Genomic DNA, 23,190 nt, shown 5'->3' with positions numbered 1-23,190 from the left:
CTTATCATCACCCGACTGATTAATTCGAATCTCAGCGAACATTATAATGAAAACGAACAAGACTCTCTTATCACTCGCAGTGGCGTGTAGCCTAGTGAGCACCTCTGCAGCCGTTAATGCTGCAGGCTTCCAACTGGCAGAATACTCAGCAACAGGTCTAGGCCGTGCGTACGCTGGCGAAGCAGCAATGGCAGACAACGCAAGTGCACAATGGCGCAACCCAGCGATGCTAACTCAACTTGATGGCACTCAAGTGTCTGTTGGTGCAATCTACGTGAACCCAAATGTTGATGTGAAAGGTACAACAACATTCGCAGGAAATAAGATGGAAGCGAAATCAAACGACTTCGCTCACGATGCAATCATTCCTAACTTCTATATCTCGCACCGTTACACTGAAGAGCTTGCGATTGGCTTTGCGCTTGGTACCAACTACGGGATGGAAACCGACTTAGGCAAAGACTTTGCTGCCTCTCACTTTGGCAACGAAGCAAGCATTATTACAAAAGAAGCTAACCTAAACCTTGCTTACCAACTTAACGAAGCGGTAAGCATTGGTGGCGGCGTTCGCTATGTGATGGGCGAAGGTAGCTTTGGCGCGACGGCTCCAGAGAAAAATGCACTCGCATTCTTGGGACTCAAGAAAGGCACACCTCTCAAATATATGGAAGGGGAAGATACCGCTTGGGGCTGGCAGCTAGGCACTGCGTGGCAAATCAACGATCAGCACCGTATCGGCTTTACATATAAATCAGCGGTTGACCTTACACTTGAAGGTGATGCCAAAATAATGCAAGTTGCCCCAGGTACGCCTGTTGCAGAAGATACTGGCTCAATGGATTTAACTCTACCGCAAACTGCTGAACTAGCAAGTTTCCACCAACTGACAGAAAAGTTGGCGATGCACGCAAGTATTAACTGGACAGATTGGAGCAGCTTTAAAGAGCTTTATGCAGATCTAGACACTCTAGAATCTCAGACAGTAAAAGTTGAAAACTGGAAAGACAACTACCGCTTTGCAATCGGCGCAACTTACCAAGTGGATCCAAAGCTTGCGCTACGCACAGGTATTGCCTATGACACATCCGCAGTGAGTGATAAAAACCGTACTATCACGATTCCAGAAACGGATCGCACATGGTTGAGCTTAGGTGCAAGCTACGAATTTACCAAACAGTTCTCTCTAGACGGCGGCTTTACTTACATCTTTGCTAAAGATGCATCAATCACTGAATCTCGCGGCTATGAGTCGGATGACAAAGCTCAGCTTATCGGTGGTAAGTTTGAGGGTGAGACAACGGGCAATGTTTGGCTAATCGGTCTACAAGCCAACTACACGTTTTAACTCTCGCTAAAAGACAAAAACGAAAAAGGCTTGGTCAATCCAAGCCTTTGTTTTATTTAAGAGTTAGACTAAAAATCATCTAGATATTCATCTAAGTAAGCTTCTTCTTCTTCATCGTACTGCTGAGTTTCGATTTCCGCTTTGAAGTCTTGACGTTGCAAATACGCATCTCGTGTCAGCGCATAAGGATCGGGAGAGTTATGCAGCATTGACTCTTGCGGGACTAAAGCAGCGCGGCTTTCCATTCCTTCCAACGCCCATTTTCCTAGTCCTGCCCAGATATTCAAATAAGAGAGCGGAACATACATGCCATCCACCACGTCTGTCGCTTCACGAACTGTCCAAGGTCCGTAACCAGGAACCATGACATAGGGACCATTGCCAACACCATAATGACCTACAGCATCACTGAATGCTTTTTCATTGTGGTCAGTAATTCCCGCAGCAGACGCGACATCTATTAAACCAAGCAAGCCGAATGTAGAGTTAATCCAAAAGCGATTAAAGTGATCCACTGCCTTCTCGCCGTTACCCATCACAATGTTGTTGATCATGCTTGATGGCTCGTCAAGATTACTTAAGAAGTTCGCTACACCTTGCCTGACAGGGACAGGAACGTAGTCCACATAGGCCAATGACACGGGTCTAACTAAATAAGGGTCTAAATAATCGTAGTTAATACTCCACATCGCACGGTTAAAACCTTCGATGGGATCGCTACTATGAGACTCATAAGACGTTGACTCAGACTCTTCAGTAGTGTCGGGAGCGCTTGCGCAGCCAGCAAGTAGAACACTTGCAATCAATGCGAGCCAAATCTGAGACGTAAAGCTTTTCATTATTATTTTTTCCATAAAAAAGGCCGGTTAATCACCGGCCTCTAATCAATGATAATCCGCTGCTATTAATAACGCTTATCAATCATAACTTCAACAGGTTCGCCCATTGTAACGGCTTCACTTTCACCAAACCAGTCCCCTTCTTTGGTCGCCACATTGCCATCACTGTCGATGCGTGCTCGTACCATTAAAGATTCAAGAGAAGAAAGCTTGCGCTCAGCGATCATACTGTTGCCGTCATCGAGTACAACGGTGCGCGGTAAACTGCCAACTGGGTATCGCGCGGCCGCCACAGGCATCGGTGAACCATCTGCCGTGTGAACAGATACGATCAGCGCTGCATTTGGATCAGCCGTCACGTCATCCGCAATGTTGATCGTTACAGACACTGACTGCCCTGAGCCCACTTGTTGACCCATTTGCTTTTGGGCATTTTCAATGCTTCGGCTAAGCATTTCATAACGGCTGTCTTCTGGACCAATCATTTGCTGCATGATGCTCCAGTATCGAACCGCGGCTGGGAAGTCTTGACGCTCAAACGCATCAAACGCCAGTAGCGAGAAGACACGCAAATCGACATAATCTTTCTGGACTAGGTTACCCAGAATGCGACGTGCGTTTTCCTGGTCAACATCATCTTGAGACAACATCAATGCTTGAGCATAACCCAGCATAATATCATTGCTCTCTGGCTCTAAGTTGTATGCCTTTTTCATTGAACCGATAGCGGTATCAACGTCACGGTTAGCTAAAGCAATTCGCCCAAGTAACAACCAACCGGTTGAGTCTTCAGGCTCGTAATGAAGTCGAGTGCGCAATGCCAATGTAAGATCACGCATTTCATCATCACTCAGCTGAGCGCCTTCTGGTGACATGAGCTTCTTCGATAACGCTGGCAAGTTTGATGTCACTTCCTGCCATTGTAGGACATCTTGCTGCGCACCAAATTTGTAGTACATTCCATAAGACAAACCGACAACCAAGAGCATAGAAGGTATCATCACCGCCATTGGTGATATCGCGTTTTCCTGCGAGTTTTTGTTATCAGCTGGAATGTCGTCGAGCAACGACTGCTTGAGGTCGTCGATCAGGTCTTGTTGATTTTCGACTAAACCTTCTTCTGCTTCCTCTTCGAGTTCCGTCAAACGATCTTTATAAAACGCTTTGTTTAATTCATCGCGTAGCGCTTCATCATTGTTCGCTTTTTGTCTCATCACTGGCAATGCGATAAGTACGCAGCTGAATACAACAAGAATGATCGAAGCTATCCAAAATAGTGTCATTACTGCTTGTCTCCATCATTCTTTTCATCAAGTAGCGCTTTTAAACGCGCTTCTTTGTCTTGGTCCCAATCTTCAGCCTGTTCAGGCGTTACTTTCCTAGCTCGGCTTCTCAATACAATGAATCCGAAACCAAATAAGAGCACGCTGATCGGACCGAGCCAAAGAATGGCAGTGGCCGCGGTAAACGGAGGATTGTAGGTTACAAAGTTTCCGTAGCGAGCGATCATGTAATCAATAATTTCTTGCTTTGATTTACCCGCTTTGGTCATTTCATACACTTTTTCGCGCAGATCAACAGCCAGTTCTGCATTGGAATCAGCAATGGTATTGTTTTGACATTTTGGACAGCGCAGCGTGTTTCCAAGCTCTTTAAATTGCTGTTCTTGCTCAAGCGTATCGAACTCATGGACTTCAATGGCCGCATGAGCTGCCATTGAGAATGCCATCGCCGCAAACAGTGAAAGCATCAGCTTTTTCATTGTTTCGCCTCCGCAAGTAGCCCTTCGTACATAGGCTTAAGCTTTTCGTTCCAATTGCGATCGTTGACGTCTCCAACATGGCGGTATCGAATCACGCCATTCGCATCAATCAGGAAAGTTTCAGGTGCACCATATACGCCAAGGTCTAATCCCAACATACCGTTACCATCAAACAGGCTAATAAGGTAAGGATTACCAAGATCATTCAACCAACCAATCGCTTTGGTTCGATCATCTTTGTAGTTCATACCAATGATCTTCACGCCCTCACCAGCTAGTTGGTTTAGGTATTGGTGCTCTGCATAACAAGTAGGACACCATGTCGCCCATACGTTCAGCAATAGAGGTTCACCCTTGAAAATTGCTTGATCGTACAATTTACCCGGTTCAGCAAGATCCTCGAGACGAAACTCTGGCACAGGTTTACCCACCAAGACAGATTCCAGTTTGGTTGGGTCGTCACCTTGAGAGTTTTTTACCAACTGAGTAGCAAAGATAGCCACTAAACCCAAAAATGCGACGAGCGGAATAAACAGTAGTTTCTTATTCATTATGCCTCCTGCTTTTTGGCGCTTTTTCTGAAACGGTAACGTCTATCGCTGATGGCAATCGCACCACCTAATGACATCAGTAATGAGCCAGCCCAAATCCAACGAACAAATGGTTTGTAATAAATGCGTACTGCCCACGATTTGTTGTCATCAAGACGCTCACCCATCGCAATATACAAATCACGCGTGATACCGCGATCAATAGCAGCCTCAGTCATCATTGAACGAGCGGTTCGGTAGAAACGTTTTTCTGCGTGGAGCGTGTTTACATATTTTCCGTCTAGCGTAATTTCAAAATCAGCAATGTACCCGTCATAGTTCGGGCCATCTTTGTCACGTAGACCTTTGAAGTAAAAATCGTAACCTTGGATTTGATAATGCTCACCCGGCGCTAAACGTACATCTCGCTCGATACTGTAATTTTGCACCATTGCGATACCAATGATAGAAACAGCAAGACCGATATGACCAAGCATCATCGCCCAGTGGCTACGCTGAAGCTTTTTAACACCTTCCATAAATGGGTGGCGGTGTGTCGCTCGCTGATGAAGCTCAAAGCCGTGCATGAAGATGATCCAAAGTGCCATCAACCAGCCCAAGTAAGCCATCGGCAAGAAGAAGTCCGAGAAAATCAGGGTGAAAATACCCGCCAAAACAACCGACGCAACACCTGAGATGAGCATAGGCTTTTTCAGAGATGACAGATCATCACGCTTCCAACGGATCAGAGGACCAATACCTAGCAAGAATGAGAAAGGAATCATCAGCCAAGCAAACAACATGTCAAAGAAAGGCGCACCGATCGATACTGAACCCAGACCAACTTGCTTGTGAACCAAAGGCAATAAGGTACCCACAAGAACAACCACAAGGGCTGCAATCAACAATACGTTGTTAGCCAACAATGCGTTTTCACGTGAGACCAAATCAAAGTTGCCTCGAACTCGCACCGATGCACCTTTGAGTGCAAACAGTAGCAAAGAGCCACCAATGACAAACACCAGGAAGCCAAGGATAAACATACCGCGAGAAGGATCAGACGCGAAGGCATGAACCGAGACCAAGATCCCCGAACGCACTAGGAATGTACCTAACAAACTCAAAGAGAACGCCGAGATCGCCAGTAACACAGTCCATGCTTTGAAGGTGCCACGTTTTTCCGTCACCGCTAATGAGTGCATTAGTGCCGTACCTGCGAGCCATGGCATAAAGGAAGCGTTTTCAACGGGATCCCAGAACCACCAGCCGCCCCAGCCAAGTTCGTAATACGCCCACCATGAACCAAGTGCGATACCCAGCGTTAGGAAAAGCCACGCTGCGGTAGTCCATGGACGTGACCAACGAGCCCACGCAGTATCAAGACGACCCGTCATTAACGAGGCAATCGCAAACGAGAACGCCACAGAAAAACCAACGTAGCCCATGTAAAGCATTGGCGGGTGAATGATTAACCCTGGATCTTGCAGTAGAGGGTTTAGGTCGCGCCCGTCTACTGGGAAGAATGGCAGTGTGCGCAAGAATGGGTTTGAAGTCACGATAATAAACAGCAGGAAGCCAACCGTAATCATCCCCATCACCGCGAGTACTCGGGCTACAGATTCTTGTGGCATACCGCGACTGAAACTCGCAACAGCAACCGTCCACGCCGCTTGAATGAGAACCCAAAGCAATAAAGAGCCCTCGTGAGCCCCCCAAACCGCAGTTAAACGATAGTACCAAGGCAACTGGCTATTGGAGTTCGTCGCAACATAGTTAAGGGTAAAATCATTGGTGTAAAACGCCCAAAGAAGAACGATAAAAGACACCAGAATCAACAAGAACATACCCCAAGACAGAGGTCTTGCGGTGTTCATGAGCATGGTGTTGTTTCTTGAAGCCCCCACCAACGGCAGAATACTGAGTAATACTGCCATCGCTAGCGATACGATGAGGGCAAAGTGACCAATTTCAGCAATCATTGACCGCTTCCTTGTTTTTGTTGTTCTGTGTATTGAAGAGGTTCATGCGTTTTCTTCATCGCTTCTGCGATCTCCGGTGGCATGTACTCTTCATCGTGTTTCGCTAGCACTTCAAACGCTTCAATAGTCGTTGCGTTTTTCAAAACGCCTTGTGCAACAATGCCCTGTCCTTCTCGAAATAGATCAGGAAGAATCCCGTTGTAGAGAATCGTCACTTTAGGGCCAACATCATGTAGGTCAAACGATACCTGTAGTGAACTAGGGTCACGCTTTACAGAACCTTCCACAACCATACCGCCGATACGCAATCGCTGACCAACCTCTGGTTTGGTACCGTCTGGTTTACCATGGACAAGTTCAGTCGGTGTGTAAAACAAATCCATGTTTTGATTGAGCGCATACAGCATTAAACCGATGGTCGCGCTGATACCAATAAAGATGGCAAGAACAATGCCGAGCCTCTTTTTACGTCTTGGGTTCATAATGTGTTCTCCAAATTCTTAGCTGCGTCAATGCGTGCTTGTCGATCAATTTTTGATTGGACTTCTTTTAATAAAGCGTTACCGCGACGGACACTGGTCCAAAGAATAATCAACATGGATAAAAACGTAATGCCAAAAGCACTCCATACATAACCGGCGTAACCGCCCATAGCGAAAAAGTCGCTCAAAGATTCAAAATGCATGTTTAGTTACCTCTCTGAGACTTAGCTGCCGCAAGCTTCGCCACCCAAGGGCGATGACTCTCGTTTTTAATGATTTCGTTACGGAAACGGATCATAGTTACAGAACCAAAGAAGAATGCGAAACCAAATATGTTTAGTAACAGCGGCCAAAGCATGTTGCTTGAAATTGATGGCTTTTCAAATTTGGTGATGGTCGCGCCTTGGTGCAATGTATTCCACCATTCAACAGAGAAGTGGATGATAGGCAGGTTAACCACGCCAACAATTGCCAAGATACCAGCCGCTTTTGAGGCTGTTTTTTGGTCATCAAACGCGTGATAGAGCGCGATAACGCCAAGATAGAGGAACAAAAGAATCAGTTCTGAGGTAAGGCGTGCATCCCACACCCACCAAGTACCCCACATTGGCTTTCCCCAGATAGCCCCTGTTAGAAGGGCAATAAAGGTATACACGGCTCCGATTGGTGCCATCGCCGATGCGGCTAAATCTGACAAGCGAATTTGCCATACTAAGCCAATAAAGGCTGCTATCGCCATCGACATATAGACACCCATCGACCAAATAGCGGATGGGACGTGGATATAGATAATTCTGAAACTGTCACCCTGTTGGTAATCTGACGGTGCAAATGCAAGTCCCCATACGGTCCCTACGGATAAACACAGCAGGGCTAGTATGGAAAACCAGGGCAATAGCTTACCGCTGAGCTGGTAAGCAGATTCAGGCTTGGCATAGGGATGGAGCCATTTCCACATGTTTAGTTCTCACTCTTACTTCAGTCTGTCTTTCATCGTATTCACGACTTTGACAATTATTAGTTTTGTAATTTATAGAAAGGGAAAAATTCGTGCTTGATCAAAAACAATTAATTGACGCTTACTCGAAGCGCTGCCGCAATCGCAAAAGGTGTCAGAGTCAACGCTCCCATAAACATTGCTCCTAAGATTGCCAGTTGACCGTTATACGCAATACCCAGCGAGGCTGCATCAATGGCAGACGTCGCAAAAATCAAAATTGGAATGTACAGCGGAAGCACTAGAAGACTGAGTAGCACTCCGCCTTTTTGCAAGCCAACTGTTAATGCAACACCAATCGCGCCGATGAAACTTAAGGTTGGTGTACCGACAAGTAACGTCAAGACAACCGAAAGCCAGGTATTAAAATCCAACGACAATAATATTGCTAAAAGAGGGCTGATTAAAATTAGAGGTAATCCCGTTAATATCCAATGTGCTGCAACTTTGGAGATCACCACGACAGGCAATGGAACAGGCATTAGCATCATCTGCTCTAGCGAGCCATCCTGAAAGTCGTCACGAAACAATCGCTCCAAAGACAATAACGCCGAAAGCAATGCTGCTACCCAAACAATACCAGCCGCGATTCTCGCTAACAGGTTAGGCTCTGGTCCGATGCTCAACGGAAACAGAGTGATAACAATGATGAAAAACCACAAAGGATTTAGAACATCAGCTTGTCGACGAAAAGCGATTAAAAGCTCTCGACGAACGATACTATTCATGGTTCCTATCATGTTATTCACCCAGTTTAATTTTTCTAAGTTTCGGGTTGTCAGTGAACATATCTTGGTGCGTCGTTAACATGACGATGCCGCCTTGCTCCGCATGGTTGAGAAACAGCGCTTCCAATACCTTCACACCCTGTTTATCAATCGCCGTTAGCGGCTCATCTAAGATCCACAATTTGTGTTGGCTCAACCATAATCTGGCTAACGCTACACGTCGCTGCTGGCCCGCAGAGAGTTGGGCAACGGGAACATCTTCTCGACCAGCCAAGCCTACTTTGGTCAAAGCTTGGTAAATAGTTTCTTTATCAATTGACGCTTTTGAATGAACCGACAGATAAAAGCGTAAATTCTCGTAAGCTGTTAAGTCGCGCTTTACGCCTGTTGAATGACCTAAAAACAGCAAATCTTCATGAAAAGCATCACGGTTAGATTCAATACTCTCGCCGTTCCAAAAAATCTCTCCCTGATCGCGGTCACCTAGTCCGGTGATGATGCGCAAGAGAGTCGTTTTACCCGTACCATTGCGCCCTTCTATTTGGACTAATTCACCGGAATCTATACTAAAAGAGAGGGATTCGAAGAGAATTCTTTCATCTCGGATGGCGGTAAGTTGTGATACTTCTAACATGGTCGGTCACTACTAAATTTTTGAGTCGCTATATTACCACAGCCATATCGCCACAACACAGCATTAGACCTATACGAATCACGAAACTAAGTAAGAATCTGTTAACAATTAAACATATCGTGACTCAACTACCACTAAATAGTTACATGCTTACATAAAAAAAGGTGCCGTATGGCACCTTCATAAGTTTGGTTATTTTCTAGCACGTCTTTGACGAGGTTGAGATTTTTGCCGTTCAGGACTGCTCTCCAACGGAGGAACTTTCTCTTTACCTGCTATCTTTTTCTGCAGTGACATCATCAGTTCAGCTTCGGCTTTAGGTAGCTCGCACTCTTCAATGAGTTCGTTTAAATCTGCCCCAAGCTGAACCATTTTACTCGCTCTTGAGTAAAGACGACCGTCGCTATCTTCTTGCTCTAGTTCGGTAATACGTTCGTTTAGATGCTGAATGATATCCTGCTGTTCACTGACTCGCTGCCCCAACCCAACAACCACTGAACGTACTTCAAGCAGTTGTTTGTTCGACTTTTGCAGCTCTTTTTCTAAGTGGCGATTCTGTTGACGCAGTTGATCAGCCACTTTGGTTTGCCCTGAGCGCAGACGTATCAGTGCTAGCACAAATAACAGAATGACCAGAGCCACTACGCCAGCGATCACTGGCATACTGGCTAACATACTCTCATCCATTATAGGTGAGCCATCTCATCCCATTCTTCATCAGTTAGCAGCTTGTTCAAATCAACAAGGATAAGCAGCTTACCGTCTCGGTTGCTCACACCCTGAATGAACTTCGCACTTTCATCGGTACCCACACTTGGCGTGGTATCGATTTCTGAAGAACGCAAGTAAACCACTTCAGCCACACTGTCTACCAGAATACCGATAACTTGGTGTTCAGATTCAATAACAATAATACGTGTGTTATCCGTAATTTCGCCTTCGATTAAACCAAAACGAGAACGTGTATCGATAACGGTAACAACATTACCACGTAGGTTGATAATACCTAGTACGTAATCTGGAGCACCCGGTACTGGCGCAATTTCAGTGTAACGAAGAACTTCACGAACTTGCATTACGTTGATGCCGTAAGTTTCTTCCTCTAACTGGAACGTCACCCACTGAAGCACTTCGTCATTAGACTGGTCTTTTCTTACTTCTACTTCACTAGTTTGAGACATACCTATTCCTCTCTACGCCTAAATTGGCACTCATGTACTATTTGTCTAACGCTTTTACATCAAGTCCTGCATTAAGCATAGCTATCAATGCTTCAACATGAATCAATGCACACATTTTTTCTTTTACCATACCAGCTAACCACGGGCGTTTACCCGCCGTTTCTCGCCAGCGAACCATGCTTGGGTCGAGAGCTTCGGTGCCCTTTAACTCTGTAGAGGCAAGGCCCCACATACTCGCACCTAGCATCACAATGTATTGATAAGCCTCTTTGTGAGAATCATCATTAAGTTTTTCTGGCATGACCCATTTAGCGGTGTCTACTACGTCAAGTTGCGCTTCTCGACTGGTTTGTAACCCTAAATACCAAACAGGTCGACCAATCAGATGGTTAAGCTCAGCAATGCGATGTATTCCCCCTAACTCATCGAGTGGAACCGCAAATGTCACACCATTGACATCAAAGTAGAGGACTTGAAAATCGGTACTTCTCGCTGTGGATTGCCAGTTATCCAGCCCATTGCCACCAGTCTCGGTTTCTAGTTGAACACTAACTTCTGGTTCAACTTCGTCAATTTGATCGACCTCAGCGACGTCATCAGCAATTTCAATCTCGACTGCTGGTTCTGCTAGCGCTTCTTGAGATACGCTCTCGACGACTATTTCAGGCTCAGAAATATCCCATTCTTGAATCTCTTCTTCAACAACTTGAGCTTGAGCGATCTCTACCGTGTTTTGCTCTAAGACCTCTTCTAAATCAAGCTCTGCAACAGGGTTAGTCGTTTCCAACTGCTTAAGCAGCCTTTCGACATCATCAAGATTTGGGACTTCTATCTCTTCTGATGGCAACTGGAAATAGCTTTTTTCATCGACAGACTGCAGCATCGGCTGCAAAGAGTAATCTTCAAGTTCCTCTGGCTCTGGCTCTGGCTCTGGCTCTGGCTCTGGCTCTGGCTCTGGCTCTGGCTCTGGCTCTGGCTCTGGCTCTGGCTCTGGCTCTGGCTCTGGCTCTGGCTCTGGCTCTGGCTCTGGCTCTGGCTCTGGCTCTGGCTCTGGCTCTGGCTCTGGCTCTGCAGAGAGACTACCCTCTGACTGCTCTTTGGCAACCAGAATTTCTTCCTCTTCTACACTTTCTTCAAGTAGCGCAGTGAAATAATCGTCTAGCGCTTGCTCACTGGAAAGCAACGACTGGCTACTCATCGATAGACAGCCTCTCTAAATAAATCAACAACTGCTTGTAAGCGAATACACCTCTACTACCCGATGCAAAATGAGACACAGGTAAGTGCTTTAAGCTTGCATCGCGGAACTTAGTGTCGATCGGTACCGCAGAAGACCAAACTTGGCTTGGGTAATCTTTTTTGAGTTGTTGAAGCGTTTGTAGCGATGCGCGCGTTCGCTTGTCGTACATGGTTGGTACGATCGTAACTTTGAACTCTTGACCTCTCGATTTCTGCATAATCGCGAGCGTACGAACCATACGCTCTAAGCCTTTCATCGCTAAAAACTCTGTTTGTACAGGGATAAGAATACGATCGCTCGCGGCAAGCGCGTTGACCATCATGACACCCAAAATCGGTGGACAATCGATGAGCACGTAGTCGTAGCGCTGACGTAACGCATTCAATGCTCGCTTCAAAATCAAACCCATGCCACTACGATTACCCATCACACGATCTAAGGTTGCTAACGACATGTGAGCGGGTATCAAATCGATACCCTCAATATCTGACTTCATGACTAACGGCATCACTGTATGCTCGTTAAACTCTTTAAGCTGAAACAGATCAAAGAGGCTTGCTGGCACACCGTCAGAGTCATAACCAAGATAAGTCGTCAATGAAGCGTGAGGATCCGTGTCTACAAGTAGAACGCGTTTCCCTTGCTTACTTAGCAAACCAGCCAACGTAATGGTGGTTGTAGTTTTACCTACACCGCCTTTCTGGTTTGCTATGCTCCATACAATCATGCGTAACCTCTATGCTAGACCAACTTCAACTAACATGCGCTCTGCAATACGGTCGAGCGGTAGGTCTTCTGTTGAAATGCCAGCTTTAGCCACCGCTTGGGGCATGCCATAGACCACGCAACTTTCTTCATCTTGCGCCCAGATTGTCGCACCAGTGCCCTTGAGCATGCGCGCGCCTTCTCGGCCATCTGCACCCATCCCCGTCAGAACCATTGAAAGCACTTGATCTGCATAGATTTTCGCCGCACTTCCAAAGGTTACATCAACACAAGGTTTGTAGTTCATACGCTCACCGCCATCGATAATGCGAAGCTTCGCATTTCCTGGGCGACCGTCTATCATCATCTGTTTACCGCCTGGCGCCAAATAAGCGACACCGGGTCTGAGAACATCACCATCTTCCGCTTCCTTAACCTGAATTTTGCATAATGAATTCAAGCGACTAGCGAAAGCAGCAGTGAATGTCGCCGGCATATGTTGGATCAACACAATCGGATGCGGGTAATTGGCCGGTAATTTTGTCAATATTTTTTGCAATGCAACCGGACCGCCTGTTGACGTACCAATCGCGGTTAACTGATATTTTTTACCCGTTGCTTTAAAACGCGCCGCAGGTTTTGCTTTTACCTGAGGAGCCGCTTTCGTTTGTAACGGTGTACGACTCGGAGCGGTTGGAGTGGTTGACGTTCTTGGCTTGGTTACCGGAGCAATCGTTGGGCGACGCATGAACGTACGCTTCGACGCGATTTGAATAACACGTTGCTGAAGCAAAGAAACAGCCTCATCTCGATTGCGAGCTATGTCTTCAAACTTCTTCGGTAAAAAGTCCAAAGCACCAGCGTCTAGAGCGTCTAGTGTCGCTTTCGCTCCATCATGTGTAAGTGATGAGAACATCAAAATTGGGATAGGACATTTTGCCATGATTTCACGGACGGCGGTTATACCGTCCATGACTGGCATCTCAATATCCATGGTAATAACGTCAGGTTTTATTTTGAGCGCTTTCTCTACCGCTTCTTTACCATTGGTTGCTACATCAATGACTTCCAGCCTCGCTTCAGAGTTGATAATTTCACTCACTCTGCGGCGGAAAAAACTCGAATCGTCAACAACTAATACTTTGATCGCCATATATTTCCTTTTATATCTCGCGACTTAGATTCGAGAAGCAGCGGCATACTGCTTAAGCAAGTCAGGCACATCGAGGATCAACGCGATATGACCATCACTGGTGATTGTTGCACCCGCCATACCTGGAGTACCTTGTAGAAGGTTGTCTAGAGGTTTAATAACAACCTCTTCCTGACCGATTAAGGTATCCACAACAAAACCAACGCGCTGGCTACCAAGCTGAACAATCACGACGTGGCCGTGACCTTTGCGTAGCTCGACGCGACCAGCCTGCGGAGCTAACCAGTTTTGCAAGTAGAACAATGGAATTGACTTGTCACGAACAATAATTGTCAATTGACCATCAACCACGTTAGTTCTGCTTAAATCCAAGTGGAATATTTCGTTCACACTTGCTAACGGAAGCGCAAATGGGTGACCAGCAACACCGACCATCAGCGTTGGCAAAATAGCCAATGTTAACGGTACTTTAATGGTGATCTTCGTTCCTTTACCCATTTCAGAGTCGATATCGATAGAACCGTTCAACGTATTGATGGCCGTCTTCACTACGTCCATACCCACGCCTCGACCAGAAATATCTGAGATTTGCTCTTTACTTGAGAAACCAGGCATGAAAATAAGGTTGAAACACTCTTTGTTGGTCAAGCGAGATGCTGCGTCTTCGTCCATGATGCCACGTTTAACCGCGATACCACGAAGTTTATCAGGGTCCATACCGCCACCATCATCGACGATGGCAAGTTCAATATGGTCACCTTCTTGGGCTGCAGACAGAATCACTTTACCCGTTCTAGACTTGCCAGCAGCAACACGATCATCAGGCATCTCGATACCATGGTCGACTGAATTTCGAACCAAGTGGATCAGTGGATCCGCGAGCGCTTCTACCAAATTTTTATCTAAGTCTGTATCTTCACCACGCATTTCAAGCGTGATGTCTTTATTTAAGCTACGCGCCAAATCACGTACAACGCGAGGGAAGCGACCAAATACTTTCTTGATTGGCTGCATACGCGTCTTCATCACCGCGCCTTGAAGGTCTGCTGTAACCACATCAAGGTTAGCAACCGCTTTCGACATCTCTTCGTCGTTGCTATTTAAGCCAAGACTCAGCAGTCGATTTCGAACCAGAACGAGTTCACCCACCATATTCATGATGATGTCTAACGTCGAGGTATCAACACGAACCGTTGCCTCTGCTTGAGGCTTCTTAGCTTGAGTGGCGACTTCTTTCTTCGCTGCTGGTTTCACTTCAGCCTTTGCTGCTGGTTGCGCGGCAGGTTTTGGCGCTGGTGCAGGAGCGGCAGGTTGTGCAGGAGCAGGAGTCGGCGCAGCTTGAGCGTTAACTGCTGCTGGTTTGGTCGCCGCTTCTAGTTCTTCAATAGACGGGCCTTTACCCGAACCATGCAGTTCATCGAGCAGTTTTTCAAACTCCTCGTCAGTCATCAAATCACTGTCACCAGCCATCGCCGCAGAAGGTGCTGATGGAGAAGTTGGAGGTGGTGGTGGCGGAGCAGCCGCAGCCGCTGGTTCGTTCTCGCCTGGCGCTTTACCAACACCATGCAGTTCATCCAGTAACTTCTCAAACTCATCATCGGTAATGTCACCGCTCATATCAGCCGCAGGCTGCGAAACGGGTGGCGTAGGCGCAGCAGGTGCTTCTACTGTGCCTGGCGCACTGCCTTTACCGTGCAATTCGTCCAATAGTTTTTCGAATTCATCTTGCGTAATTTCGTCAATAGACCCTGCCGAAACATCCGCACTTGGCGCTGGTTCAGGCGCAGCAACCGGCTCTGGCTGAACAGGCTCTGGAGCTACTACAGGCGCCGGCTCTTGAGCTACGGGAGCTTCGTCTTGTGATTCAGGGTTACTTAGACGATGAAGTTCATCTAGCAAAGATTGCTCAGCGAGTGGCAAAGGCTCGCGGTCTTGAACGGCTTGGAACTGTTCATTGACAGTATCTAACGCCTTAAGCATCGTATCCATCAAGCTTGCACTAACAGAACGCTGCCCATTGCGCAAGATATCGAACACGTTTTCTGCACCGTGACAGGTGTCAACCAGTTCAGTCAATGACAGGAAGCCCGCACCACCTTTAACGGTGTGGAAACCACGGAATATCGCGTTCAGTAGATCTTTGTCGTCAGGGTTATTTTCTAGTTCTACCAACTGCTCGGAGAGTAGTTCTAGAATCTCCCCTGCTTCCACCAAAAAATCCTGAAGAATATCTTCGTCTAAATCGTAGCTCATATGTTACCTCTAAAACCCAAGACTCGAGAGCAAATCGTCTACTTCGTCTTGTGATGAAACGGCATCATCCCTTTCATGAGGGTTAAGAATCGGACCTTCCGGCGCCGTAGATGCATCTTTCTTGTTATCTGAGTTGTCATCCAGTTGGGTGGTGCTAAACGCCGTTAGGATTTCAACCAACCGGCCTTCAACTTCATTAACTAGCGTAATAACGCGAGAAATGATTTGGCCGGTTAAATCTTGGAAGTCCTGAGCCATTAGAATTTCCGTCAGCTGACCTCGAAGTTCTGAACTGTCCCCTTCGACTTGACTCAGTAAGTCGTCAATTCGATGGCACAGCGCTTTGAATTCGGCGAGATCAATTCTGCCATGCATCAGCTCATTCCATTGTGGTCGCACTTTCAGTAGGCCTTCATGCAAATTGTCTGCAATCGGCATACAGCGGTCGACAGCGTCCATGGTTTTATTTGCCGCAACCTCTGTTTTGTCAATGACGTATTGAAGGCGATCCCTTGCGTCCGGGATTTCGTCATTGGCAATTTCACTCATGCGTTCATCAATTGTGAATTGCTTGATTGACTCATGCAGATCACGAGTTAACTCCCCTATTTCTTGAAGCATAGGGTTGGTCGACGTCTCGTAAACCTCTCGAAAAAGAGTATCTGCTTCTTGCTGCTGGTCATTTTCCAACAGCTCGACGAGTTGCTTTGCCTGTTCTAATGAAATCATTCTTTTGACCTTTAGCTTCGCTAAGTCTTACCTTGACTATAGACGCTCAAAAATCTTATCTAGTTTTTCTTTAAGCGTAGCGGCAGTAAAAGGCTTAACGATATAACCGTTTACACCTGCTTGTGCAGCTTCAATGATCTGCTCGCGTTTTGCTTCAGCGGTAATCATCAATACAGGTAGGTGCTTCAGCTCATCGTCTGCACGAATATGCTTCAGAAGGTCGATACCTTGCATACCAGGCATGTTCCAGTCTGTTACGACAAACTCGAAGTCGCCTTTCTTCAACATCGGTAACGCCGTTAAGCCGTCATCAGCTTCTTGGGTATTATTGAAACCCAAGTCGCGAAGTAGGTTCTTAACGATACGGCGCATTGTTGAAAAATCATCAACAATAAGGATCTTCATGTTTTTATTCAAAATTGCCTCCACTGAGTTCGATATCAGTGTTTTACTCATTATTTGTCCATGCACTTAATTTAGTGCGTAGACGCTGCATTGATTGACTTAGTATTTGGCTAACGCGTGACTCGCTAACCCCAATAACGTCGCCGATTTCTTTTAAGTTTAACTCTTCATCGTAATAAAGCGAAAGTACTAGTGCCTCTCGTTCTGGTAAAGATTTGATCGAATCGATTAACGCTTTGCGAAAATATTCGTCTGCAACCCCTTGAAAAGGCGTATTTGCCTCTTCGTCACCATCAGGGGTGATGACATCTTCCGAGACTCCTAGGTCTTCAATCCCAACCAATCTCGAACAATTTATGTCCGTTAACGCGGTATGGTATTGAGTTAAACTCAACCCTAAGTGCTGTGCGACTTCGGCATCTGTTGGGTCTCGATTGAGTTCCCCTTCAAGTACCGAGATTGCTTGGCTAATCTCGCGGCTGTGTTTATGTACAGAACGTGGCACCCAGTCTCCACGTCTTATGTCATCTAGCATAGCACCGCGGATACGAATACCCGCATAAGTTTCAAAACTGGCGCCTTTTGTACCATCGTAGTTTTTCTGGGCCTCAAGCAAACCAATCATGCCTGCTTGAATAAGGTCTTCGACCTGAACACTAGGAGGTAACCGCCCGAGTAGATGGTGGGCAATACGCTTCACTAGCACCGAATACTTTTCTAAAAAAGCTCGCTGACTGTTTTGGTTTGCATATTGGTCATAGGTCAGGGCCTTATTCACCAAATGGTTCCTCTAGCATTTCTGTTCTATTTAGTAATCGTTCGACAAAAAACTCCAAGTGTCCACTCGGGGTTTTCGGAATTGGCCAAGTTAACGCTTTATTCGCCAGTGAACCAATCGCCAAAGCCGCAGGTGAACGCGGGAAAGCATCAACAACAATCTTTTGTTTCTTAACCGCTTGTCGCACTTTATCATCTAATGGAATACATGCTACGAGCTCAAGGCTAACATTCAAGAATCGCTCTGTGACCAAGGTCAACTTTGCGAACAATTCTCGCCCTTCTCGATAACTTCTGACCATATTTGCAACGATTTTAAAACGCTGAACATGATGCTCTTTGCTCAATAGTTTAATTAAAGCATATGCATCGGTGATCGACGTAGGTTCATCGCACACAACAACAACAACATCTTGGGCAGCGCGCGAAAAGCTGACTACCATATCAGAGATACCAGCCGCCGTATCAATTAATAATACATCCATTTCGTCTTCAAGGCTGCCAAAGGCACGAATCAAACCGATATGCTGCGCATGAGACAGTTCTGTCATCGACTGTGTACCGGATGTCGCGGGAATAATTTTAATTCCGTGCGGACCTTCAACGATGGCATCTTTTAGGTCACATTCTCCGGCCAGTACATGCCCTAAGTTTCGCTTCGGTCGAATCCCTAACATGACATCGACGTTTGCCAGGCCCAAGTCGGCATCAAGAACCATGACTTTTTTGCCCTGACGCGCCATGCAAATGGCCATTCCTAACGTTACATTAGATTTACCAACGCCACCTTTACCGCCTGTGACTGATATGACCTTTGTTAACGAAGGTTGTGTTAAGCGGCGTAATCCGCTTGCTTGGTCTTGTATCATAGTATTTGTCATAATCGTCCGCCGCTAGAACCTTTCCGCTTCACTATTCCAGTAGTGAGGCTCGTCGTCTGCCGACTTCTCTAATAATTCGTTTGCCTTAGCTACCATGTATTTTGGCTGTGCAATCACTATGTCTTCAGGGACACGCTGTCCATTCGCGATGTAGGCGACAGGTAGGGCATTTTGCACTACCACACTTACAAATTCGCCAAGGCTTAGAGATTCATCAAGCTTAGTCATAATGCACCCCGATAACGGTATGCGCTTAAAATGATCAATCGTTTCCTGTAGAACTTTTCTCTGCGCCGTTGCAGGCAATACCAGATAACTATGGATCATTTCACCGCTTTCGTGCATTAAGGTGTCGAGCTGCTCAGACAGCCTGACATCACGCTGTCCCATACCCGCAGTATCGACAAGAATCAGGCGGCGATTCCTTAACTGATATATTACATCGGCTAACTCTTTGGAATCTTTAGCGACTTTTACAGCACATCCCATAATTCGACCATATATGGCCAACTGCTCATGGGCACCAATTCTGTATGTGTCCGTGGTGACCAAAGCAACGTTGTCTGCTCCCCACTCCATTGCCGCTCGCGCAGCAAGTTTTGCAACAGTGGTGGTTTTCCCCACCCCCGTAGGGCCAAGCAGTGCAACAACACCACCTCGCTTCAAGATGTCTTGCTTAGAAATTGGGATCTGGTCCGAAACAAGACCTAGCAGCGCCTTCCAAGCTTTGGTTGGTGGCGTGTCTTCAGGGATGTAACAAGCAAGTTGGTCAGCAAGATCTGACGAGACACCCATTCGCTCAAGACGCTTAATCAACATCGCTCTGAGCGGTTCTCTTCGCTCCACTTCTTGCCACATTAAGCCAGACACTTGGTGTTCAAGAAGACGACGAATGGACATCATCTCTTCTTTCATTTCTTCAAGATCTTCATTTGAAACGGCTTGCTCGTTCGGCTTGCCACGCTCATAGCGGCTAGGGTCTAGCTTGGCTTGTGGTCTTTCTATCCGGCGATCTTCCGCGATAAGACGGGCTAATGGAGAATCTTCTTTAAGTTGCACGCGCTCGTTGCTGTTTGAACGAGATGCCGCTTGTCTTTGGAGCAAAGCAGAAAGCGAGTCGGTCTCTCTTTCATCGGTTTCATCTTCATGCTCTGGCTTACCGCCGCTGTATTGCTTGAGCATATTGGCGAAACGTTGCGTCATCGAGCGTCCCGAATCCGCGTGTGCTTGCAGGGTAACACGATCATCTTCAAGTTGACGTTTTGACGGCGTCGGTATCGTAGCAGGCGCTTGGCGAGGAGCAGCATGTCTTGGACTGGAACCATAGCTGTTGTTTGCCGGACGATTTGTCGACCCATCGCTGTCTACCGCGGCAACAATCTCCACACCACCTGCGACTTTTTTATTAGACATGATCACCGCATCATCACCGAGCTCCCCTTTCACTTGGAGCAGTGCTGTACGCATGTCTTTGGCAAAAAATCGTTTAATCTTCAATTTGGGTACCGTTTATTCTCGCATTTGGAGCTAGTTACCAACCGCCTGAACAATGCGAATTTGTTTCTCGTCTGGGATTTCCTGATATGAGAGTACTCTCAAAGACGGAATCGTGTTCTTAACAAACTTCGCCAAGGTTGAGCGCAAAACTCCGGAGGTTAGTAACACCGCAGGTTCGCCTTTGAGCTCTTGTTCTTGAGTGGCTTGACTCAATGATGATTGTAGTCGCTCAGCTAAACCAGGCTCGATCCCAGCAGATTCACCACCAGAAGCCTGCATGGTCTGATGCAAAATTTGTTCCAACTCCGGGATTAGAGTGATTACTGGCAATTCTGGCTCTATACCATTGATTTCTTGAACAATTAGGCGTTTAAGGGAAATGCGAACCGCAGCGGTGAGAATGTCAGGTTCTTGACTTTTGCTCGAGTATTCGGACAAGGTTTGAACGATAGTACGAATATCACGGATTGGCACACCTTCGTTAAGCAAGTTTTGTAGCACTTTAACCACAACGCCCAATTGGAGTTGGTCGGGTACAAAGCTTTCCACCAGTTTAGGCGTACTACGGCCTAGCATCTCAAGTAGGTTCTGTACTTCTTCATGACCAATTAACTGCGATGCATTGTTGGTCAGCAGTTGGCTCAGGTGCGTCGCAAGGACCGTCGAAGAATCGACAACCGTGTACCCTAACGCTTGAGCGTGTTCGCGCTGCTCTTCTCGAATCCAGATAGCCTCTAGGCCGAAGGCGGGGTCAATTGTGGGCTCACCATCAATCATTCCATACACTTGTCCTGGGTTAATCGCGAGCTCCATATCAGGGCGAATCTCGGCTTCTCCAACAGCGACGCCCATCAAAGTGATGCGATAGCTGTTTGGCGTCAGTTCTAGATTGTCACGGATATGTACCGCAGGAATGAGGAATCCGAAATCTTGGGAAAGTTTCTTACGTACACCTTTCACGCGCTCTAACAGCTCCCCGCCTTGGTCTTTATCAACTAAAGGAATTAATCGATAACCGACTTCTAGTCCGACAATATCGACAGGCTGAACATCATCCCAAGAGAGCTCTTTTGGCGTGGGCGCTTCTGCTTCTGTCGTCGCGGGCAAGTTGGGTTTTTCTGCCGCTTTTTTATGTTTGCGATTGATCCAATAAGCGGCGCCACCAGCCAAAGCAGCCAGCAGTAAGAATGCAAAGTGGGGCATGCCTGGAACAATACCCATTACGCCCAAGATTATCGCCGTGATTGTCAGGGCTTTAGGGTTGTCAAACATTTGAAAGACAACCTGTTGACCCATATCTTCATCGGTATTTTGGCGTGTAACCATAATGGCTGCGCCAATCGAAAGTAGTAACGATGGGATTTGTGCAACTAGGCCATCACCGATCGTCAGTAGAGTATAGATTTGAATCGCTTCACCAAACCCTAAACCGTATTGCGCCATACCGATTGAGAGACCACCGATAATATTGATAAACAGAATCAAAATACCGGCAATGGCATCACCTTTAACAAACTTTGATGCACCGTCCATCGAACCATAGAAATCCGCCTCTTTCGTCACTTCTTGGCGACGGGTTCTGGCTTGGTCTTGATCGATTAACCCCGCATTCAAGTCGGCATCGATGGCCATTTGTTTACCGGGTAATGCATCCAACGTAAAACGAGCGCTTACTTCAGATATACGCCCAGCACCCTTGGTTACAACCATGAAGTTGATGATCATCAAGATAAGGAACACGACCAAACCAACTGCGTAGTTACCGCCAATAACCACGCTACCAAAGGCTTCAATCACACTACCTGCCGCACCAGAACCCTCATGCCCATAGAGCAATACCACTCGAGTTGATGCGACGTTTAGCGCTAAGCGCAACAAGGTCGCAATCAGAAGTACTGTTGGAAATGCCGCAAAATCAAGGGGTCTGCGAGTGTAAACCGTGACCAGCAAGACAACCATTGCAAGCGCAATATTGAAGGTAAAGAATAAATCGAGCAAAAATGCAGGAATAGGTAATACAACCATCCCCAACGTGGCCAAAACCATGACGGGGGCGCCAATCGCAGGCATCGCTCTTTGTGGGATAGAGGGTAATTTATCCGCAAATGGTAAAGAAAACTTCATAGATAGGCGTTAAATTTTCTATGGAATGAGAAACTTATTGGAATATGCAAGTTTCAGTCCATTTATCATGTCAAATAAATGACTGACAATGATGGATAAACACCCCACCATAATACGGAGAAACAAAGGTAACTTCCGATTTGATAAATACGCATTGTCGTTGGCACAATGCGCAGTGATTTAGGGTGTTTACAAGAAGGTCACGGTTGAATATTAAAAGCGACGTCACCGCGCTGCTTTTCAAGTGAATAGTCGATACAAATGAGCCCTGAAGTTGGGAACATTGGTGGCACCATCCCGGGAACAAACTCCGCTGTCAAATAGCCTACTAACGGCAGATGAGAAACCAGCAAAACCGAATCCAGCTTTTCCAAATCGGCTACGGCTTGTAGGTAATCCGCAACCTCTTCAGCTTGGCCGTAAGGCGTAATATCTTCATTCGTTTCGATGCTTTTAGCACTTAAATAGGTCGAAATCTCTTGCCATGTTTGCTGGGCACGAATGTATGGGCTAACGATTACCTTATCAAACTGCTGGAATCCTTGCTGAGCACAAGCCTTCGCAACCGCAACTGAAGCGCTTCGGCCTCGGTCGGTTAACTCACGCTCTGCGTCACTGGGCGCGTAATGCTCCGCTTCTCCGTGACGCATGATAAAAATTTTCATGGCTTCATCCTAAACTATTCTCTGAATTATTATTGGTGATCAGAATTTATATTATTTGAATTGTCGCCCACACAATGCGCTTTGGGAGCTTCAAATCGATCACTCTCGTCAATAATTATATCAAGTACTGTGGCAAAGACTCAGACTTCGTTAACACTCTTTGCGACAAATCCCACAGCCTGCGAAACCCTATTTTGCTCAGATTTCTCAAACAGATAGTTTGCACTGATGGATATCCGAGTCATAATTATTAGGGCCTATTGACATTATCAATACTGAACTGG

At 46.5% G+C, this 23,190-nt stretch carries 24 protein-coding genes; 1 reads left to right on the top strand and 23 read right to left on the bottom strand.

Features of this window, described 5'->3' with window-relative positions:
* Positions 1-46 precede the first annotated feature (46 nt).
* Positions 47-1,345, top strand: a complete 1,299-nt coding sequence (locus ACUALS_RS04800; RefSeq protein ID WP_454448973.1) for an outer membrane protein transport protein — start codon at positions 47-49, stop codon at positions 1,343-1,345.
* A gap of 68 nt (positions 1,346-1,413) precedes the next feature.
* Here the strand turns inward: ACUALS_RS04800 and ACUALS_RS04795 are convergent, their stop codons facing one another.
* The 23 genes from ACUALS_RS04795 to sixA all read right to left on the bottom strand — a co-directional run bounded on the left by ACUALS_RS04795 (position 1,414) and on the right by sixA (position 22,906).
* The gene (locus ACUALS_RS04795) at positions 1,414-2,184 is read right to left on the bottom strand and encodes an MlaA family lipoprotein (protein ID WP_005471878.1); all 771 of its coding nucleotides are present in this window, start codon (positions 2,182-2,184) and stop codon (positions 1,414-1,416) included.
* A 65-nt stretch (positions 2,185-2,249) separates the two neighbouring features.
* Positions 2,250-3,467 (bottom strand): c-type cytochrome biogenesis protein CcmI, encoded by a 1,218-nt coding sequence (ccmI, locus tag ACUALS_RS04790; RefSeq protein ID WP_269977543.1) that lies wholly within the window; start codon positions 3,465-3,467, stop codon positions 2,250-2,252.
* Positions 3,467-3,946 (bottom strand): cytochrome c-type biogenesis protein, encoded by a 480-nt coding sequence (locus ACUALS_RS04785; RefSeq protein ID WP_454448972.1) that lies wholly within the window; start codon positions 3,944-3,946, stop codon positions 3,467-3,469. Before ACUALS_RS04785 ends, ccmI begins: the two co-directional genes overlap by 1 nt.
* A complete protein-coding gene (locus ACUALS_RS04780; RefSeq protein ID WP_038139030.1) occupies positions 3,943-4,497 on the bottom strand; it encodes a DsbE family thiol:disulfide interchange protein in 555 nt (184 codons plus the stop codon). Before ACUALS_RS04780 ends, ACUALS_RS04785 begins: the two co-directional genes overlap by 4 nt.
* Complete coding sequence (locus tag ACUALS_RS04775; protein ID WP_334472988.1) at positions 4,497-6,455, bottom strand: heme lyase CcmF/NrfE family subunit; 1,959 nt, start codon at positions 6,453-6,455, stop codon at positions 4,497-4,499. Before ACUALS_RS04775 ends, ACUALS_RS04780 begins: the two co-directional genes overlap by 1 nt.
* A complete protein-coding gene (gene ccmE / locus ACUALS_RS04770; protein WP_005471672.1) occupies positions 6,452-6,937 on the bottom strand; it encodes a cytochrome c maturation protein CcmE in 486 nt (161 codons plus the stop codon). The genes ACUALS_RS04775 and ccmE overlap by 4 nt, the downstream gene beginning before the upstream one ends.
* Positions 6,934-7,140, bottom strand: coding sequence for a heme exporter protein CcmD (ccmD, locus tag ACUALS_RS04765; RefSeq protein WP_038139035.1), 207 nt, complete (start codon positions 7,138-7,140; stop codon positions 6,934-6,936). Before ccmD ends, ccmE begins: the two co-directional genes overlap by 4 nt.
* 2 nt (positions 7,141-7,142) lie before the next feature.
* Complete coding sequence (locus ACUALS_RS04760) at positions 7,143-7,895, bottom strand: heme ABC transporter permease (protein ID WP_038139038.1); 753 nt, start codon at positions 7,893-7,895, stop codon at positions 7,143-7,145.
* A 110-nt stretch (positions 7,896-8,005) separates the two neighbouring features.
* Entirely contained in the window at positions 8,006-8,674 is a 669-nt protein-coding gene (ccmB, locus tag ACUALS_RS04755) for a heme exporter protein CcmB (protein ID WP_038139041.1), read from the bottom strand.
* 1 nt (position 8,675) lies between these two features.
* Positions 8,676-9,296, bottom strand: a complete 621-nt coding sequence (gene ccmA / locus ACUALS_RS04750) for a cytochrome c biogenesis heme-transporting ATPase CcmA (protein ID WP_005471661.1) — start codon at positions 9,294-9,296, stop codon at positions 8,676-8,678.
* 192 nt (positions 9,297-9,488) lie between these two features.
* Positions 9,489-9,983 carry a DUF2802 domain-containing protein gene (locus ACUALS_RS04745; RefSeq protein ID WP_005471638.1) on the bottom strand — a complete coding sequence of 165 codons (495 nt, stop codon included), beginning with the start codon at positions 9,981-9,983 and terminating at the stop codon, positions 9,489-9,491.
* Positions 9,983-10,477: a chemotaxis protein CheW gene (locus ACUALS_RS04740; RefSeq protein WP_005471655.1), complete on the bottom strand. Its 495-nt coding sequence runs from the start codon at positions 10,475-10,477 to the stop codon at positions 9,983-9,985. Before ACUALS_RS04740 ends, ACUALS_RS04745 begins: the two co-directional genes overlap by 1 nt.
* Before the next feature lie 37 nt (positions 10,478-10,514).
* Positions 10,515-11,675 carry a chemotaxis protein CheW gene (locus tag ACUALS_RS04735; protein WP_454448971.1) on the bottom strand — a complete coding sequence of 387 codons (1,161 nt, stop codon included), beginning with the start codon at positions 11,673-11,675 and terminating at the stop codon, positions 10,515-10,517.
* Positions 11,668-12,444: a ParA family protein gene (locus tag ACUALS_RS04730; RefSeq protein WP_005471673.1), complete on the bottom strand. Its 777-nt coding sequence runs from the start codon at positions 12,442-12,444 to the stop codon at positions 11,668-11,670. Before ACUALS_RS04730 ends, ACUALS_RS04735 begins: the two co-directional genes overlap by 8 nt.
* A 9-nt stretch (positions 12,445-12,453) precedes the next feature.
* Positions 12,454-13,575, bottom strand: coding sequence for a protein-glutamate methylesterase/protein-glutamine glutaminase (locus tag ACUALS_RS04725; protein WP_005471743.1), 1,122 nt, complete (start codon positions 13,573-13,575; stop codon positions 12,454-12,456).
* Positions 13,576-13,599: 24 nt separating this feature from the next.
* Positions 13,600-15,828 carry a chemotaxis protein CheA gene (locus tag ACUALS_RS04720; protein ID WP_454448970.1) on the bottom strand — a complete coding sequence of 743 codons (2,229 nt, stop codon included), beginning with the start codon at positions 15,826-15,828 and terminating at the stop codon, positions 13,600-13,602.
* Between the two features lie 9 nt (positions 15,829-15,837).
* Positions 15,838-16,557: a protein phosphatase CheZ gene (locus ACUALS_RS04715; protein ID WP_005471768.1), complete on the bottom strand. Its 720-nt coding sequence runs from the start codon at positions 16,555-16,557 to the stop codon at positions 15,838-15,840.
* 36 nt (positions 16,558-16,593) lie between these two features.
* Positions 16,594-16,962: a chemotaxis response regulator CheY gene (gene cheY / locus ACUALS_RS04710; RefSeq protein WP_009600177.1), complete on the bottom strand. Its 369-nt coding sequence runs from the start codon at positions 16,960-16,962 to the stop codon at positions 16,594-16,596.
* A gap of 43 nt (positions 16,963-17,005) precedes the next feature.
* Complete coding sequence (locus tag ACUALS_RS04705; protein WP_038141019.1) at positions 17,006-17,740, bottom strand: RNA polymerase sigma factor FliA; 735 nt, start codon at positions 17,738-17,740, stop codon at positions 17,006-17,008.
* Positions 17,733-18,620 carry a MinD/ParA family protein gene (locus tag ACUALS_RS04700; RefSeq protein WP_038141016.1) on the bottom strand — a complete coding sequence of 296 codons (888 nt, stop codon included), beginning with the start codon at positions 18,618-18,620 and terminating at the stop codon, positions 17,733-17,735. Before ACUALS_RS04700 ends, ACUALS_RS04705 begins: the two co-directional genes overlap by 8 nt.
* Before the next feature lie 12 nt (positions 18,621-18,632).
* Positions 18,633-20,117: a flagellar biosynthesis protein FlhF gene (gene flhF, locus ACUALS_RS04695; protein ID WP_454448969.1), complete on the bottom strand. Its 1,485-nt coding sequence runs from the start codon at positions 20,115-20,117 to the stop codon at positions 18,633-18,635.
* A 30-nt stretch (positions 20,118-20,147) separates the two neighbouring features.
* Positions 20,148-22,241 carry a flagellar biosynthesis protein FlhA gene (gene flhA / locus ACUALS_RS04690; RefSeq protein WP_038141013.1) on the bottom strand — a complete coding sequence of 698 codons (2,094 nt, stop codon included), beginning with the start codon at positions 22,239-22,241 and terminating at the stop codon, positions 20,148-20,150.
* Positions 22,242-22,441: 200 nt separating this feature from the next.
* Complete coding sequence (gene sixA, locus ACUALS_RS04685) at positions 22,442-22,906, bottom strand: phosphohistidine phosphatase SixA (RefSeq protein WP_005471726.1); 465 nt, start codon at positions 22,904-22,906, stop codon at positions 22,442-22,444.
* Positions 22,907-23,190 lie beyond the last annotated feature (284 nt).

The sequence above is a fragment of the Vibrio sp. NH-7 genome, assembly GCF_053643215.1.
Note: the sequence above shows the minus strand (reverse complement) of the source record. Positions and strands in the feature narration are given on the sequence as shown.

Coding starts and splice junctions, on each gene's coding strand:
- ACUALS_RS04800 (WP_454448973.1), top strand. CDS start 47: ATGAAAACGAACAAGACTCTCTTATCACTCGCAGTGGCGTGTAGCCTA.
- ACUALS_RS04795 (WP_005471878.1), bottom strand. CDS start 2,184: ATGAAAAGCTTTACGTCTCAGATTTGGCTCGCATTGATTGCAAGTGTT.
- ccmI (WP_269977543.1), bottom strand. CDS start 3,467: ATGACACTATTTTGGATAGCTTCGATCATTCTTGTTGTATTCAGCTGC.
- ACUALS_RS04785 (WP_454448972.1), bottom strand. CDS start 3,946: ATGAAAAAGCTGATGCTTTCACTGTTTGCGGCGATGGCATTCTCAATG.
- ACUALS_RS04780 (WP_038139030.1), bottom strand. CDS start 4,497: ATGAATAAGAAACTACTGTTTATTCCGCTCGTCGCATTTTTGGGTTTA.
- ACUALS_RS04775 (WP_334472988.1), bottom strand. CDS start 6,455: ATGATTGCTGAAATTGGTCACTTTGCCCTCATCGTATCGCTAGCGATG.
- ccmE (WP_005471672.1), bottom strand. CDS start 6,937: ATGAACCCAAGACGTAAAAAGAGGCTCGGCATTGTTCTTGCCATCTTT.
- ccmD (WP_038139035.1), bottom strand. CDS start 7,140: ATGCATTTTGAATCTTTGAGCGACTTTTTCGCTATGGGCGGTTACGCC.
- ACUALS_RS04760 (WP_038139038.1), bottom strand. CDS start 7,895: ATGTGGAAATGGCTCCATCCCTATGCCAAGCCTGAATCTGCTTACCAG.
- ccmB (WP_038139041.1), bottom strand. CDS start 8,674: ATGATAGGAACCATGAATAGTATCGTTCGTCGAGAGCTTTTAATCGCT.
- ccmA (WP_005471661.1), bottom strand. CDS start 9,296: ATGTTAGAAGTATCACAACTTACCGCCATCCGAGATGAAAGAATTCTC.
- ACUALS_RS04745 (WP_005471638.1), bottom strand. CDS start 9,983: ATGGATGAGAGTATGTTAGCCAGTATGCCAGTGATCGCTGGCGTAGTG.
- ACUALS_RS04740 (WP_005471655.1), bottom strand. CDS start 10,477: ATGTCTCAAACTAGTGAAGTAGAAGTAAGAAAAGACCAGTCTAATGAC.
- ACUALS_RS04735 (WP_454448971.1), bottom strand. CDS start 11,675: ATGAGTAGCCAGTCGTTGCTTTCCAGTGAGCAAGCGCTAGACGATTAT.
- ACUALS_RS04730 (WP_005471673.1), bottom strand. CDS start 12,444: ATGATTGTATGGAGCATAGCAAACCAGAAAGGCGGTGTAGGTAAAACT.
- ACUALS_RS04725 (WP_005471743.1), bottom strand. CDS start 13,575: ATGGCGATCAAAGTATTAGTTGTTGACGATTCGAGTTTTTTCCGCCGC.
- ACUALS_RS04720 (WP_454448970.1), bottom strand. CDS start 15,828: ATGAGCTACGATTTAGACGAAGATATTCTTCAGGATTTTTTGGTGGAA.
- ACUALS_RS04715 (WP_005471768.1), bottom strand. CDS start 16,557: ATGATTTCATTAGAACAGGCAAAGCAACTCGTCGAGCTGTTGGAAAAT.
- cheY (WP_009600177.1), bottom strand. CDS start 16,962: ATGAAGATCCTTATTGTTGATGATTTTTCAACAATGCGCCGTATCGTT.
- ACUALS_RS04700 (WP_038141016.1), bottom strand. CDS start 18,620: ATGACAAATACTATGATACAAGACCAAGCAAGCGGATTACGCCGCTTA.
- flhA (WP_038141013.1), bottom strand. CDS start 22,241: ATGAAGTTTTCTTTACCATTTGCGGATAAATTACCCTCTATCCCACAA.
- sixA (WP_005471726.1), bottom strand. CDS start 22,906: ATGAAAATTTTTATCATGCGTCACGGAGAAGCGGAGCATTACGCGCCC.